Source organism: Alishewanella maricola (genome assembly GCF_016343785.1).
Lineage (GTDB): Bacteria > Pseudomonadota > Gammaproteobacteria > Enterobacterales > Alteromonadaceae > Alishewanella > Alishewanella maricola.
In genome coordinates this window covers 242,518-257,151 of sequence record NZ_JAEINI020000004.1, presented here as the reverse complement: position 1 = coordinate 257,151, position 14,634 = coordinate 242,518, and the positions used below count along the sequence as shown (strand labels likewise).

Below are 14,634 nucleotides of genomic sequence, written 5' to 3'. Positions count from 1 at the left end.
CGCAGTGGCATGCTAATTTGGTTTAACGCGGCGATGGGTTTAATTGCCAAAGCATGTCACTTCGGTTTAGCGCTACGTAAATAGCCTTTGTTCGACTATATAGGGTGAGAGATAGTATGTTGGTTCGTCAGTTTTTCTTAAATCGCACTATGCTTGGGCTACTCGTAGCTTATGCCGTCATCATGGCGGTATTGGATTATGCCGGTGGTGATTTATGGTTTGCCCGTTTTTTGTATTCGCTGGAAGGGCAGCAATGGCTATTACGCGAACACTGGCTCACCCAAACCGTTTTGCATGAGGGTGCCAGAAGCCTGAATTATATTCTGGTTTTGGCTGTGCTACTCACCACCTTATATTATGGTTTACAAGCAACACGTTATCCAACAAAAGCGCGGGCTTACGCTGCGTTGAGCCTATCCTTGGCGACCTCTTTTTTTATTGTCGCCTACCTTAAAACCATCACCAACGTGGCCTGTCCCTGGGATTTATTGGCCTTTGGTGGCAGCGAGCCTTATATACATTACTTGCAAATAAAACCGTCTTTTTTACCCTACCACCGTTGTTTTCCTGCGGGCCATGCTAGTGTCGGTTTTGCTTGGGTGGCACTGTATTTTTTCTTTGATAAAACCGCGCCCACTTGGCGCTTTTCTGGCTTAGCCTTAGGGCTAGTGGCGGGCAGTGTTTTGGGTATGGCGCAGCAATTACGTGGAGCTCACTTTTTGTCGCATGATTTAACCACTCTACTACTTTGTCTAGGCTGTTCTCGATTTTGCTTTATGCTCTTTTTTAAAACCGAAACCTCATGGGTTGCTCATACAAGCTAACTTAGCCCCCTGAGGTTGACATGCTGCGGTTGGCCTTAACAAAACGTGGAAAGATTGAACGAAAACATTGCGTTATCAGGCTGAAACAGCCATGCTTAATTAGCCCAAAACGCATCTAACCAAAGCAATTACAGCAACTACTTTTGTGCAGTAAAAACCTGCCTTCTTATTTATCACTATCAATGGTGTAGGCTCTATGTTGAAGCGTCGTTATGCAGTTTAACAGTATCAAATTTTGGTTGTTGTTGGTGATCAACAGCATTATTTTTGTCAGTTTAAGTATCACCGCTTATATTTCTTACAATAATGCGCTGCATGAGTTAGATGAGATTTACGATGCCCAATTAGCGCGAAATGCTCGCTTGGTAAGTGCCTTGTTGCATAACATTTCGTTTGAAGACACCGCGTTACCTATCATCATCGCCGTACCGAACATTATTGACAGCGGCGAAAACCAAACCGCCGCGCAACAACGGCAATATTCCGCCCATAAATATGAACGCAAGCTAGCCTTTCAGGTTTGGCAACATGACAAATTGCTGATGGAATCGGAAAATACCTTAAGCTTTCCGCCTTTGGTTAAAAACGAAGGTTTCCATGAATTGTTTTATCAAGATGAATTATGGATCAGCTTTGTGTTGTATTTACCGGAGCAAGATACCTGGGTAGTGACGGCGCAGCGAGAAGATGTGCGCGAAGAAATCAGTGGTCATCTTGCCTTAGCGCAAATTAGACCCATTTTAGTGTTGCTACTGCCTTTAAGTATTCTAATTTACATTGTCATTAAATGGGTGCTATTACCATTAAAACAACTCGCACGGCTAGTGGCGGCCAAATCGCCTGAACAATTAACCGAAATTACCTTGGCACAACCGGCCGAGTTACAACCGATTAAGCTGGCGATTAATCAGTTGATCCATCGCGTTGCCCATTTTTTACATCAAGAAAAGCGTTTTACCGCTGACGCCGCGCACGAATTGAGAACCCCTCTCAGTATTTTGCAGCTGCACTGTGCCAACTTATTGGATGCGAAAACACCCGAAGAAATCAAACAAGCGGCAGAGTCGATCTTACTTGGCAGTAAGAAAATGACCCATCTGGTGAATCAATTATTACAGCTTAGCCGCGTAGAGCGGATTGCCGATACCGCTTGCAGTCACACGCCGTTGTCGCAACTGCTGAACAACAGTTTAGCCGCATTACCGCTGCCGCTTTTAGAAAGCACAGAATGGCAGCTTACTTTAGACCCCGCATTGAATATTTACGGCGAACCGTTTTTACTGAGTATTGTATTTAAAAATTTACTCGAAAATGCAGCTAAGTATGCAGAGCCGGAGCAGAAAGTTAGCGTAAACGCCGCTAAAAATCACGACAATGCATTGGTTATTTCTATCATCAACCCATCGCAAATTAAACCCGATGTTAACCGCATGGGTGAGCGATTTTATCGCGATCCGAAACATCAATCTATCAACGGCAGTGGGCTAGGTTTATCTATTGTGATGCGGATTGTCGAGTTACATCACGCCAATATTAGCTATCAGCTTGCGGCGGATAACTTTAACGTGACGTTAACGTTCCCTCTTAAAGAGTGATCTACCAAGGCTTAATAGCCCTAGCAGAAGCTAACCAATAACGCTTAGCAGCGAAAACGGTTTATCTGCTGCAATAGGATTAATTAAGCCCTCAGCCAACCGTGCTAAGGGCCTGGTTATCGACTAACGAAATCCCAGTTCATTCATGTAGCGATGGTATTGCTCAGATACCGCAGCACATTGCGCCATATAATCATCTAAGCTTTTGTTTAACCGTGCAGCTTCGTCATTCAGAAAGCGGATCACGAATTGATCAGAACCCGGCATTTTATGGGTTTGTTGAAACGTAATAATTTGGCTAAGGGCATCACACATCCCCGTCGCTTTGGCGACGATCATCATTTGGATGCGTTCATCATTCTGCTGTTTTGCGGGTTGCGCCTCAGAAGCGATGCTTTGAAACGTTAAACAGATAAAAATCAGGCTTAAAAATTTGCTCATGTTGATACTCCACACAGCTCATAACATTATTGGCTGGTTATAGCCTGAGTCAGCCGGCTTTACAAGCCCAGTTGGTTTAGCGAAGTGGTTTTGCTTGGTTGGCTTAGCCCAGTTGAAGGGCTGCTAGGCAATGAGAATAATCATGTCGCAACTGCTTTACTCTGCATGCCTGTTACCACGTTTGGGCGGGTTTAGCCTTATAGCGCTAAACCCGATTATCGCCGGCAATAGCGCCGGTTTATGAGTTTGAAAACTCGACTACCGTATCATCACGTAATAGCGTGGCTTGAGGTGCCTCGCCCGCGGTGTCGGGGGTGATAAAATCAATTTCTAACGCGGCTTTTTCAACAAAATAACTGGGCAGTTCAGCTTTTATCGCCGGAGCAAGATTTTTAAACTCACCCACCTGTTTCACCAAGTTACCTTTGCCACTGACCAGTTGATTTTCAGCGGTGCTGTAGGCCTCAGTTGCGGTATCTAAGCCTTTTTTAATCTTTTCAAAACTGCTTAAAAAAGTATTCAGCTTTTTAAAAACGGCCTCAGCTTTACTCGCCAGTGCCGCCGTATGTTTGTTTTGATCTTCATAGCGCCACAGCTGACGCACAATGTTCAAGCTGGTTAATAAGGTGGTCGGTGTCGCGACCAGCACATTGTTTTCGATAGCCTGCTGAAATAAGCTTTCGTCTGCTTTTAACGCTTCAACAAAAGCTGACTCTATCGGAATAAACATAAACACCATTTCGGGTGAATTCAGACCCGGTAACTTGTAGTAATCGCGATCAGCCAGTTCTTTAATGCGGCTAGCTACTGCGCTAACGTGCTCTTTTAAAGCTTGTGCCCGCTCAATGTCATCCACACTATTCACATAGCGGGTATAAGCATTCAGCGATACTTTGGCATCAATAATAAGGTGTTTACCCTGCGGTAAATAGACCACCGCATCAGGCCGCTGTCGCCCTTCACTGGTGCTGAAACTCACTTCGCGTTTGTAATCGGTACCTAGCTGCAAGCCAGAGCGATCCAACACATTCTCTAGCACCAACTCACCCCAATTACCTTGCAGTTTTTTCTGTCCACGTAACGCGGTAGAAAGCTCATGGGCTTCGGTGGTGATTTTTTGATTTAGCTCTTTTAATGAGGCGAGCTCTTTGCGTAATTCACCTTGCTGTGTGGTTTCACGATGATGAATTTCTTGCACTTCTTTTTTAAAGCTATCAATCGATTGTTGAAACGGACTCATCACCGCACTTAATGACAGCTTACTGCTCTCCTGCAAAGATTTGGTTTTCGCTTCTAAAATATCGTTCGACAACACTTTAAATTGCTCTGCAAGGCTATGTTTTTGTGCCGTAAAATTGGCAACCTCGCGCGCATGGCTGGCTTCGCGTTCAGCTTGCTCGGTTTGCAGTTGCGTATAAGCCCGATTTAATTGGCTTAATTGCTGTTGCAGTACGTCATGCTTGTCGGCGGCTTGGCTCAAGCTGGCTTTCATGTCTTGTAACTGCAAACGCGTTTCTTGCTCGGCCACTTCTGCCGCTTTGGCTTTTTTGCCTTCTAGTGATAACTCGGCTTTTAACACACTGACTCGCTCTCGCTCCTCTTGTAATTCTTGCTGAGTGTGCATTAACCGCTGACGTAACTCTGTGGCCATTTCACGCTGTGCCCGGCCCTCTGCCTGTGCCGCTTCAAGCTGTTTTTCGCTGTTATGTAAAACTTGTCTTAGCTTATCAAGATCTGCACGCAATAAGCTAAGCTGTTGTTTTTGCTCACTCGCCTCGCTAACTATCCGTTTTTCGTTCTGTTCCGCATGCTGTAATTGCGCGTGTAACCGGCTTTGTGTTAATTCCTGTTGGTGGGCAGCTAACTCTTGTTGTCTAAGCGTGGTTTGTAGCTGCTGATGCTGGGCATGAAGTTGCCCCAGTGCAGTGCGCTCATTCATTAATTGCGTGGCTAATTCCGCATTTTTTCGAGCAAAAAGAGTTTTTGCTACTAAAAAACTGATTAACGCTAACAAAAACGCACTTGTGCTCAAAACAACAATTAACTCGGGTGTCCACTGCAAAGAAAGCATGATTTATCCTTAAAATTCAGGGCTTGTCGAAGATCCCAATACCATCAAACTATAAAGCAATCACACTGTAAATGCAGCTTCGCCGTTAAAATATGTCGGGAAAAATAGCCACCAGCACGCCTTTGCGTTCAAGCTGTCATAAAGGCTTCATTTGGTTTTCACCTTAGTGTCATCTTCAGCACCTGTAATAGCTGCAGATTTCGCCAGAGATAAAACAGATGAATACACGACAAAAATTAAGTTTATTAGATAATCAGCTGTTCTTTCGCGTTAACTTGGTTGGCCAAATGCCGTCGATAAAAAAGCTCAGCTTGGCCTTATCTCGCTGTGGCGATGGCCCCTTGTATTTACTTTGTGCGTTATTAATTTGGCAGTTTGAGCAACACCAAGGTCAGCTGTTTTTTCAAACCTGCTTATTGGCTTTTGCCATCGAATTACCCTTGTACTTGTTACTAAAAAATGTCATTCAGCGCGAACGCCCTCGCGGTGCCGTCCAGCATGGTTGGACACCGGCAATTCGTCCCTCTGATCGTTTTAGCTTTCCCTCTGGCCACACGGCTGCAGCCTTTCTGTTTGCTTGGTTGCTGGCGGCCTTTTATCCAGCGTTTACACCCTATTATTTATTGCTGGCAAGTGGCATTGGCCTATCCAGAGTGCTTTTAGGTGTGCATTACCTAACAGACATACTTGCCGGTGCAGCGTTAGGCTCGGCTATTGCCCTACTGCTGCTGGGCAGCCAGCTTGTTGTAATATAAAGACACTAAACCCGATGAAAATACTCTATGGAGTGCAGGCAACCGGAAATGGACATATCACCCGTGCGCGTGCCTTGTTACCGGCATTACAGCAACAAGGCATCGAGGTAGACTTTTTATTCAGTGGCCGCTCTGAAGCACAACTGTTTGATATGGCGATGTTTAAAGACTATGCCTGGGCTAACGGCTTTACCTTTAGTAGCCGTAATGGCAGGGTACAGCCGTTAAGCACGTTACGCCAATTAAAGCCTCTGCAGTTTATAAAAGATGTGCGTCAGCTCGATGTTAGTGCTTATGATCTGGTGCTAACAGATTTTGAGCCGGTGAGTGCCTGGGCCGCCAAGCGCCAAGGTATTTTATCAGTGGGTTTAGCTCGGCAGTATGCTTTGCGTCATCCGCTGGCGGGCAAGCAGTCGGTAAGCTGGTTAAAAGCCGCTGTCAGTGTTTTTGCACCTGCTCAACACTATCTAGGTGTGCATTGGCAACCTGATTATCCGGATCTGCTGCCGCCATTATTGTCCGCACCGGCCGTTTTTAATCAGCCTGCTAACTTTGCTAGCTTTGAACCCTTTATCTTGGTGTATTTACCTTTTGAACAACTTACACAAGTTTTAGCTTGGCTAAAGCAATACCCAGTTTGGCAATTTAAACTCTACACCGACATTAAGGCGCCTTACCAAGATGAAAATGTCAAACTACTGCCATTCTCCCGACAAGCTTTTCCGCTTGATTTACACCACGCTAGCGGTGTTATTTGTAACAGTGGTTTTGGCCTATGCAGCGAAGCTCTGCGCGCTGGTAAAAAACTGCTGATCAAGCCATTAAAGGGGCAAATCGAACAAGCCTATAATGCCTATACCTTAGCAAATATGGCCAAAGCAAGTGTGTTCTCTGACTTTACGGCCAACGTCTTAGTTACTTGGTTACAACAAGAAGCTGCTCAACCTTATGCTTTCCCTGATCCCCTGCCCGCTGTAGCGCAATGGCTTAAACAAGGCTGTGTTCGCCCCGTATCAGATGTTGTACGCCAAGCTTGGCAACAGAACGAATAGACGCGGTGATACTTAGCTTAAACCCGCATAAAAGTTGATCTAGAACAGGTGGCCTAGCCAGTTTGCTGCTAAGATTAGCTTAATCTAATAAAATACTAATTTAAGGGCAATACCAATGAGTGAACTTAGAACGGTTTCTGTTAATGCCAACATGGATGCGGGCTTTGCCATTAGCGGTGTCATGGATGGGCACACGGTTGTTATCGACCAACCGGTTGCCGCTAAAGGTACTGGCTTGGGCCCTACGCCGTTGCAAATGTTGTTATTTACGGTGGGAGCCTGTATCGGCACCATTGGTCGGATCGCGGCCTTTCAACAAAAAATCACCTTGCGCAGCATGCAAGTAAAAGTGGATGGTGATTACAATCCTGCCGGCTTGCTTGGCAAAACCACTGATGATCGAGTGGGTTTTACGGAGATCCGCATCAGTGCCGTGATCGATGCCGATTTAACCGATGAACAAAAACAACAGTTTTTAGATGAAATCTGTCAACGTTGCCCATTGCATGACAATTTAACCCACAGCACGATTGTAGTGCATAGTTTAGCTTAGAAATAGCCACTTTATGGCCACCTGTCGCTGAGCTTCGGTGGCCGCTTACTTTTTCACTGCTTCGTGCTGCAAAAGCTCATAAAAAATTGATTGATGTCACGATTTACTTAGGCACGCACATTCGCGATCGTTGTTTTTAACAATAACTTTAACAGCAAAACTAATACCGACATTTAGCGCGAATACAGGCTATACTGTCAAAGAATTACTGGCTATTTTCGGCATTATGCTAAATATTGGATGGTTTTCAATCACTTCTGAATACATACTCTCATTGCATTCTTTAAATCTGATTAAAATAAAAGGCCGTTATGCGGATTGAAAAAAGATTATTGATTCTCGACGATGACGAATTAATCTGCAAAACCATAGCCGATGTGGCTAAAAAAGACGGTTTTACTGTTCGATATACCACGGATTACCTGACTTTCCAAAACCTGTTAGATAACTGGCTTCCTAATAACATTATAATAGATTTGAATATGCCGACGATGGATGGCGTACAAATTCTGAATGCGTTAGCCGATAAGGGCAATCAAAGTAAAATTGTTATCTGTAGTGGTGTCAGTGAACGCATAATCGAAGCGGCAGCTCGTTCAGCCAAGGCGCGAGGGTTAAATATTATCGGTATTTTACCCAAGCCTTTTTATGTTAAACAAATACGCGATGTGCTGCACGAGCCGCTGCACAACGATAATAAACATGCGTTAAAAAACGTATTGCAGCAGCAACAGGCCTACGATGTTAACGCTATAAAAAATAAATTAATGCATGCCATTGAGCACAACATTATCACCTTTGCTGTGCAGCCCATTATAAAATGCCGAACCCATCAAATTAAAGGCTTTGAGGTATTGGCGCGTTGGCAAGATGATGAACTGGGGTTTATTAGCCCTGATGTATTTATCAAGATAGCAGAAAACCACAACCTAATTGACGCTTTAACCTTACTCATCTTTAAACAAGCGCTTACCTGGTTCAGCGAACTGATGCAGCATTGCACGTTGCTGAGCAAAGAACACAAAAACAAACTGACGCTGTCTCTAAATATTTCTGCTTGCTCATTACAACAAAACCACATGGTGTCGGAATTAGCCAACCTGTGCGTGGAACTTAATATTAGCCCGAGCCAAGTGATCTTAGAACTGACTGAAACAGCGGCAATGGAAGATCCTATATTATCGATGGATCTTCTCACTCGGCTACGTTTAAAAGGGTTCAGGTTATCTATTGATGACTTTGGTACGGGATTTTCGTCAATGCTGCAATTAGTGCGCTTGCCCTTTTCCGAATTAAAAATTGACCGTTCTTTTACCATGACCGCTTTAGATGCGGAAGAATCAAAAATAGTCATCAATGCCACCATTGAACTAGCGCACCGCTTAGGTTTAAAAGTTACCGCCGAAGGCATTGAAGATGAGGCTACACTGGCATTGCTAAAAAGAATGAATGCCGATAATGCCCAAGGCTACTTTATTGCCAGGCCCATGGCGGCAGACCAAGTGACCGCGTGGATTGAACAGAATACTCAGGCCTCGGAAGAGAAGCGGATCGCCATTTTAAAAGCCTATGAATTACTGGATTCGCCCGAAGAAGAGCGCTTCGATCGGATCACCCGTCTCGCAGCCCGTTTATTTAACGTGCCGATCAGTGTATTTTCGTTGATCGATACAAACAGACAATGGTTTAAATCTCGCAAAGGTACTGATTTAAAAGAAACGCCTCGCTCAGTGGCCTTTTGTGATCATACCATCCGTGAGCAACATACTTTTATTGTGCCAGATGCGCAACAAGACGAACGCTTTAAGGGCAATATCTTAGTCACAGGCTCTCCCCATATTCGTTTCTACGCCGGTTACCCGGTTACGGTATCTGAAGGAGAATCCTTAGGCACACTTTGCATTATCGACAATAAACCGAGAGAATTCTCCGCAAAAGACAGCGCACTGCTAAAAAGCTTAGCTGAATTAGTCACTATTGAGTTGCAAGAATCAGCAAACTCGCATGCGGATCCGATCACTGGGTTGATGGATCGCAAATCTTTTGAGAAACGGGCGATGCTGCTAAACGAGTTGTGCCGTAAAGAAGGCTTAACTTATTTAATGCTGTATTTTGATTTAAATGGCTTTAACGACATTAATCAGCAATACGGTCGCCTCACGGGTGAAGAAGTACTGCAAGAGTTCGCTAACGATTTAAAATCGACTTTTCGTGAGTCAGATTTAATTGCCCGTTTAGGCTTGGACGAGTTTATCGTGGTCATGATCAGTAATCATGACATCGATGTAGAACAGCTTATTCAAAGGCTACGCGATACCATTGGTTTTAAAAAACATAACTCGGCTAAATTACCTGCCATTGCATTTTCTTATGGCTCGGCTATCTCAAATGCTGCAAAACCCATGAGTTTACAGCAGCTGTATCACAAAGCCGATGTTATGATGCATATTAACTCTGAGAGTAAAGCTAATCGCTTATTAACCCCTGATTAATGCTCAAAGCTTAACACATTAAACAGACATGAAAACTCGCTTGATCGGTCAAAGCGCTGGATACATTTAACCCTAATACATGCGATATAACGAGCGGTACCCGATAACCGCAGCCGTTATTGACCACACAGCGGAATTTTTACCGTAAAGGTGGTACCCTGCCCTAAGCTTGTCTCAAGCAAAATGTCGCCTTTCACTTCAACTAATAATGAGCGTACAATTGAAAGCCCTAAACCGGTGCCTTCACCGCGTTTTTTCGTAGTGAAAAATGGCGTGAACAAACGGGCCTTCGTTTCATCAGTAATACCGGTACCATGATCCTGCACCGCAACGTAGGCATAATGCTCATCATGCCAATGCGTTAAACGGATGAGTTTTTCGGCATATCCCGCCATCGCATCTTTGGCATTGTTAATCAGGTTAATCAGCACTTGTTGGATGGCGGTAGTATCGATGGCGGCGCAGTGCTCCGTCGCCGTAACAGTGGCTTGGATCACCACGCCGTTTTTATGTAGTAATTGATCCATCATTTCTGCAACCTCTTGCACCACCGCAGGTAAATCGCATTGCGCCTGTTTATTTTCTAGCGGCGAGTTTCGCGATAAGCTATTTAATCCTGAGACGATTTTCATGATACGTTCGGCAGCGGTCATGGCTCGTTTATTGGTTTCCATAGCATCCGCTATGGCAGGGGGTTGCTCTTCGAATGCAATTTGTTGTAATTCTAAACTGGATAAAATAATCGCTAACGGGTTATTAATTTCATGGCCGATAGTTGCGGCAAGCTCCCCTAACGACACCAAGCGGGCTTGCTTGGTTGAGGCATCTAATGACAGCTGAATAGCCTTATTTTTAGCAATTTCTTCCGTGATATCCACATTGGTACCAATCACTTTTCTCACTAAACCATTCTCTGCTAACAACATATCAGCATGCGCCCGAATAGTACGAATGCCTTTTTTCGGATGATTGATCCGAAAGGAATGTTGAAAGGTCTGTTGCTGGTGTATCGCACGCTCAAACGCGAGTCGCGTATTTTCTATGTCGCTTTCAACAATACAGGCACTCCAACTCTGGTATTGACCATCAAAATGCTCGGCATCGACACCATAAATCTCGAACATCCGATCGCTCCAATACAAGGTACCAGACTCGGTATCTAAGCTCCAAACGCCAATATCACTGCCATCGGCAATTACTTTTAACTCATGATGACGTTGCAATTTAATTTGTAATAAGTGCGCTTCTAGCAGCAATACTTGCAGCTCTTCAATCAACGACTTATCAAGCCAAGACCAATCTTCACAGCGATCTTTCATTTCTTCTGTCCAAACAGAGAAAGAACGCCTGGGCGATAAATAGGGCTGTTGCTGCGCATCGGCGAGGTTTTTCTCGTAGGGATTACCCGCCCAATTAATCTGCGTGATGGCTTCTTTCCGACATAACAGCAAACAAGGTGCTTGTTCAACACAGGGATCTTCAGCGATTAATCGGATGACACACACCCCAGCGACATCGGTTTGCCGCTGCTCTGGCGGCAGTAGAGCGTTCAGTGAATCAATAAAGATCACAGTATCAGGGTTAGATTGTAATGTGGCTTGTAATGCTAAAAACGCTTCTGTGGTTAAACTGCTGCCAAAACCTCTTAGCTGAGTACCATCAAACCAAGCTCCCCCATCCGCCCGTGTTAACGCTAAAATCTTGCTAGAAATGTGCTGATGGGCCTTAGGGTTATCGATAAATTTTTGAATATCCCCGATGGTTAACGCTCGGCGCAAGGTGCGGTTTTTATTAAACAGCACTTTGGCTTCTATGCGTTCAATAAACAACGCACTCATTAAGGCAATGGTTTCGCAGGACAACCGTGTCTCATGGTTCAAATAATGCGCACCACTATAATGATGACACGCCACTAAGCCCCAAAGCTTGCCATTTACAATGAGTGAGATCACTAAAGTGGCTTGTACACCCATATTTTGTAAATATTGGATATGCCTCGCTGAGATCGCCCGAGCATCAATGTCTGTCATATCAATGGCAAAATCAACAGTTGGCGCCAGCAACAGGGGTACTGGGGTATAGTTTACATCGGCAATTAACCGCGTTAACTTTTTTTGATAAAGGACTCGCGCTTGAATTGGAATATCTGATGCGGGGAAATGTAAGCCTAAAAAAGAGTCCAGCTCCGGGCTTTTGGCTTCGGCAACAACAGAGCCATTCCATTGTTCATCAAACTGATAAACCATGCAGCGATCAAAACCAATATAATCACGCAGCATCACCAACAAAGTATTAAATAAATCAGAACTGCTTTTACAAGGTAATAGCTGAGCAATAAGATGTTGTGCTTGGCTTTGGGCATCTTGGCTACTGCCCGAGGTTGCAACAACCGCTTCTATTTCTACCGCTTGCCAGTGGGGTTTATCGGTTAAGGCATGACTGCGTATATGATAGGCTTGCTGATCAATACTGAGTATTTGATTTAATGCGGCTAAATTAACCAACTTAAAACAGGCTAAGGCAGAAAAGGGTTGTCCGAGTACTTGCGCGGTATCCAATCGCATCTGCTTTAAAAAATTGTCAGATACGCCTTGGATGAAATGTGCCTCGTCTAAGATAAATAACCAAGCAAAAGGTTGGATCGCGTCAGGAATGTGAATAGGTTCTTGGTCGCAATTAGATAAGGTTACGGGTTCAAGCTTGTCCATATAAAGCCTATTCAGTTAAAACATGAAGAAACGCAGCAGCAGAGTGAGGCTTTAATTACCCAATTGCCTGCGCTCAGCGACCTTAGCTAAAAATTGCGCGACTTTAATGGGTTTAATCAGAACAACATCAGCGCCTGCTTGCAAGAACTTTGCTTCATCATCCTCTTGCGCAAAAGCCGTCATAACGGCTATCAACGCCTTTACTCCAAGCGAACGGATGCGCTGAGTTAAACTGAGCCCATCCATGTAGGGCATTTCATAGTCGGTAACTAATATATCAATCTCATACGACTGTTTGGCTAGAAACTGCAAAGCAGCAGAACCACTGTGAAAAACATGAACTACGTGACCTTGATGATGCAGTAACTTGGCGAAGGTTTCAATGAATTGCACTTCATCATCCACTAAAACAAAACGTAAAGAGTCTGTTGCCAATGCTGTCGATGCTGTTACTGCAGCCACGGCATTATCTGAAGTTGTATCAGGAGATGTCATCGCGCGTTTTTTATCCATGTGATTAAGCTTATGCTTGTCCTTTTTAAATAAAATGCTAAAAAGTTAACCGCCACTGCCCAAGTTCATGCAAACTTTTTTATAGTATAAATTTGCCTATGCCGCCCTAATACTTCACGGTAGTGATTGATAAACCCCTTATTCAGCGGCTATGTCACTAGCAACAGTTAATACACTTAACCAATTAATGATCTGTGAAAAACATCGTTGCACGGCCATCGTTATTGCTGTTGTCGAAAGCGGCTGTTTTGCAGCGTAAGTATTTAAATCCGCACACCATATCGGCAAAGGCGTTGCAGGCAGTTTTTGGCTGAGTTACTAATATTAAGCAAATGGATAACTCGTATTAAGTGCTAAAGCCCGTCAGCGAGCTAAAAAAATTGTGCCCCTAACTTGCACCATGCCAAACGTAACTATAGCCTAAATAATCTTCAGGCGAACAAATTGTGGCAGGAGACTCGGTCAAAAAGCAACACGCAGCGGTTCAATTTACAGCTGGTGGTTTTTCAATACCCGCTAAAATGTCGTCTACCATTGCCTCTAACACAGCAGGCTCGGGTTTGAGCTGAGCATAGGTTTTAAGACCAATAATTTGCGCCTGTAAAGTGCGGCTTAAACGTTCAGGTGGCGCAGAAAGCGCAGCGCCCTCTGCAACCGCCTGCTCAAGTAATGTTTTAAAAGCGAATTCAATATTTTGCAATAGCGTTTTAGCCAATTCGGCTAAGGCCGAGCCTTCTGCGCTTAATTCGGCCACTGTTTTTACTAACATACACACTTGGCTTGGTTCATGCTGCGAACCGAGCACTTGCGAACGGACAAACCGTTTTAACGTTTCCAACGCAGGCTGATGTTGCGCTTGTACTGATGCAAGGGCCTGCTGCCCTTTTTCTGCATAATGTAATAATGCTTCGTGATACACGCTTTCTTTATCACCAAAACTGGCATACAAGCTGCCTGGTCGTAAATTTACCGCATCCAACAGATCTCGCATCGAGGTTCCATTAAAACCGCGCTGCCAAAACAATTGTTGCGCTTTGCTGATCACCTCGGCGCGGTCAAATTTTATCGAATTGGCCATCTTGCCCTCGTCTTAAACAGGTAAAAAATAATTTTGAACACATGCTCAACTTGCTTTATAGTACCTCGCCTGCGTTACCAAGTAAATTAACATTTACCGTCTCGCCGACTTACGATATCAAACTAGGAGCCAAGATGTCAGAACAAAACCTCAGATCCTTGCAACCAAGATTACAATGGTCTTTATTGTCACTGCGCTTAGGCGTATTTATTGTCATGCTAATGTGGACGCTAGACAAATTTGTCAACCCGGCACACAGCGCTGCCGTGTTTGGCAAATTTTATGCTTTGCCCGGTTTAACTGCCGATATTTTTACCGTTCTTGGCGTATTGCAGCTGATCTTAGTATTAGCATTTGTGGTCGGTTTTAAGAAGCGTATTACCTACGGCATTATTTTACTGATGCACAGTGGTTCAACTTTCTCAAGTTATGCACAATACTTAGACGGCTTTAATAACCTGCTATTCTTTGCAGCGTGGCCCATGTTAGCCGCTTGTTTAGCCTTGTATCTGCTTCGAGATGCCGACACTAAATTTACCCTGGGTAAATAAA

General features: G+C 44.3%; 12 protein-coding genes. 7 read left to right on the top strand and 5 right to left on the bottom strand.

What is annotated here, in order from left to right; genetic code table 11:
- Positions 1–116 precede the first annotated feature (116 nt).
- Both JAO78_RS08280 and JAO78_RS08275 read left to right on the top strand, forming a co-directional pair.
- Entirely contained in the window at positions 117–824 is a 708-nt protein-coding gene (locus JAO78_RS08280; protein WP_226750903.1) for a phosphatase PAP2 family protein, read from the top strand.
- A gap of 212 nt (positions 825–1,036) precedes the next feature.
- Positions 1,037–2,419 carry a histidine kinase dimerization/phospho-acceptor domain-containing protein gene (locus JAO78_RS08275; protein ID WP_226750902.1) on the top strand — a complete coding sequence of 461 codons (1,383 nt, stop codon included), beginning with the start codon at positions 1,037–1,039 and terminating at the stop codon, positions 2,417–2,419.
- 123 nt (positions 2,420–2,542) lie between these two features.
- Here JAO78_RS08275 and JAO78_RS08270 read toward each other — a convergent pair whose 3' ends face one another.
- Together JAO78_RS08270 and JAO78_RS08265 are read right to left on the bottom strand one after the other, a co-directional pair.
- A complete protein-coding gene (locus tag JAO78_RS08270; RefSeq protein WP_226750901.1) occupies positions 2,543–2,860 on the bottom strand; it encodes a hypothetical protein in 318 nt (105 codons plus the stop codon).
- Positions 2,861–3,098: 238 nt separating this feature from the next.
- Positions 3,099–4,931 (bottom strand): DNA recombination protein RmuC, encoded by a 1,833-nt coding sequence (locus JAO78_RS08265; RefSeq protein WP_226750900.1) that lies wholly within the window; start codon positions 4,929–4,931, stop codon positions 3,099–3,101.
- A gap of 218 nt (positions 4,932–5,149) precedes the next feature.
- Between JAO78_RS08265 and JAO78_RS08260 the strand changes: the two genes are divergently transcribed.
- The 4 genes from JAO78_RS08260 to JAO78_RS08245 all read left to right on the top strand — a co-directional run bounded on the left by JAO78_RS08260 (position 5,150) and on the right by JAO78_RS08245 (position 9,783).
- Positions 5,150–5,686, top strand: a complete 537-nt coding sequence (locus JAO78_RS08260; protein WP_226750899.1) for a phosphatase PAP2 family protein — start codon at positions 5,150–5,152, stop codon at positions 5,684–5,686.
- A 14-nt stretch (positions 5,687–5,700) separates the two neighbouring features.
- Positions 5,701–6,738 (top strand): glycosyltransferase family protein, encoded by a 1,038-nt coding sequence (locus tag JAO78_RS08255; RefSeq protein WP_226750898.1) that lies wholly within the window; start codon positions 5,701–5,703, stop codon positions 6,736–6,738.
- Positions 6,739–6,853: 115 nt separating this feature from the next.
- The gene (locus JAO78_RS08250) at positions 6,854–7,291 is read left to right on the top strand and encodes an OsmC family protein (protein ID WP_226750897.1); all 438 of its coding nucleotides are present in this window, start codon (positions 6,854–6,856) and stop codon (positions 7,289–7,291) included.
- A 311-nt stretch (positions 7,292–7,602) separates the two neighbouring features.
- Positions 7,603–9,783: an EAL domain-containing protein gene (locus JAO78_RS08245; protein WP_226750896.1), complete on the top strand. Its 2,181-nt coding sequence runs from the start codon at positions 7,603–7,605 to the stop codon at positions 9,781–9,783.
- A 116-nt stretch (positions 9,784–9,899) separates the two neighbouring features.
- Here JAO78_RS08245 and JAO78_RS08240 read toward each other — a convergent pair whose 3' ends face one another.
- The 3 genes from JAO78_RS08240 to JAO78_RS08230 all read right to left on the bottom strand — a co-directional run bounded on the left by JAO78_RS08240 (position 9,900) and on the right by JAO78_RS08230 (position 14,082).
- Entirely contained in the window at positions 9,900–12,491 is a 2,592-nt protein-coding gene (locus JAO78_RS08240; protein WP_226750895.1) for an ATP-binding protein, read from the bottom strand.
- 51 nt (positions 12,492–12,542) lie between these two features.
- Positions 12,543–13,004: a response regulator gene (locus JAO78_RS08235; protein ID WP_226750894.1), complete on the bottom strand. Its 462-nt coding sequence runs from the start codon at positions 13,002–13,004 to the stop codon at positions 12,543–12,545.
- Positions 13,005–13,488: 484 nt separating this feature from the next.
- Positions 13,489–14,082, bottom strand: coding sequence for a TetR/AcrR family transcriptional regulator (locus tag JAO78_RS08230; RefSeq protein ID WP_226750893.1), 594 nt, complete (start codon positions 14,080–14,082; stop codon positions 13,489–13,491).
- A 134-nt stretch (positions 14,083–14,216) separates the two neighbouring features.
- On the opposite strand from JAO78_RS08230, the gene JAO78_RS08225 reads away from it, so the two are divergent.
- Positions 14,217–14,633 (top strand): hypothetical protein, encoded by a 417-nt coding sequence (locus tag JAO78_RS08225; protein ID WP_226750892.1) that lies wholly within the window; start codon positions 14,217–14,219, stop codon positions 14,631–14,633.
- Position 14,634: the final 1 nt, after the last annotated feature.

Coding starts and splice junctions, on each gene's coding strand:
- JAO78_RS08270 (WP_226750901.1), bottom strand. CDS start 2,860: ATGAGCAAATTTTTAAGCCTGATTTTTATCTGTTTAACGTTTCAAAGC.
- JAO78_RS08230 (WP_226750893.1), bottom strand. CDS start 14,082: ATGGCCAATTCGATAAAATTTGACCGCGCCGAGGTGATCAGCAAAGCG.
- JAO78_RS08245 (WP_226750896.1), top strand. CDS start 7,603: ATGCGGATTGAAAAAAGATTATTGATTCTCGACGATGACGAATTAATC.
- JAO78_RS08260 (WP_226750899.1), top strand. CDS start 5,150: ATGAATACACGACAAAAATTAAGTTTATTAGATAATCAGCTGTTCTTT.
- JAO78_RS08250 (WP_226750897.1), top strand. CDS start 6,854: ATGAGTGAACTTAGAACGGTTTCTGTTAATGCCAACATGGATGCGGGC.
- JAO78_RS08240 (WP_226750895.1), bottom strand. CDS start 12,491: ATGGACAAGCTTGAACCCGTAACCTTATCTAATTGCGACCAAGAACCT.
- JAO78_RS08235 (WP_226750894.1), bottom strand. CDS start 13,004: ATGGATAAAAAACGCGCGATGACATCTCCTGATACAACTTCAGATAAT.
- JAO78_RS08275 (WP_226750902.1), top strand. CDS start 1,037: ATGCAGTTTAACAGTATCAAATTTTGGTTGTTGTTGGTGATCAACAGC.
- JAO78_RS08255 (WP_226750898.1), top strand. CDS start 5,701: ATGAAAATACTCTATGGAGTGCAGGCAACCGGAAATGGACATATCACC.
- JAO78_RS08280 (WP_226750903.1), top strand. CDS start 117: ATGTTGGTTCGTCAGTTTTTCTTAAATCGCACTATGCTTGGGCTACTC.
- JAO78_RS08265 (WP_226750900.1), bottom strand. CDS start 4,931: ATGCTTTCTTTGCAGTGGACACCCGAGTTAATTGTTGTTTTGAGCACA.
- JAO78_RS08225 (WP_226750892.1), top strand. CDS start 14,217: ATGTCAGAACAAAACCTCAGATCCTTGCAACCAAGATTACAATGGTCT.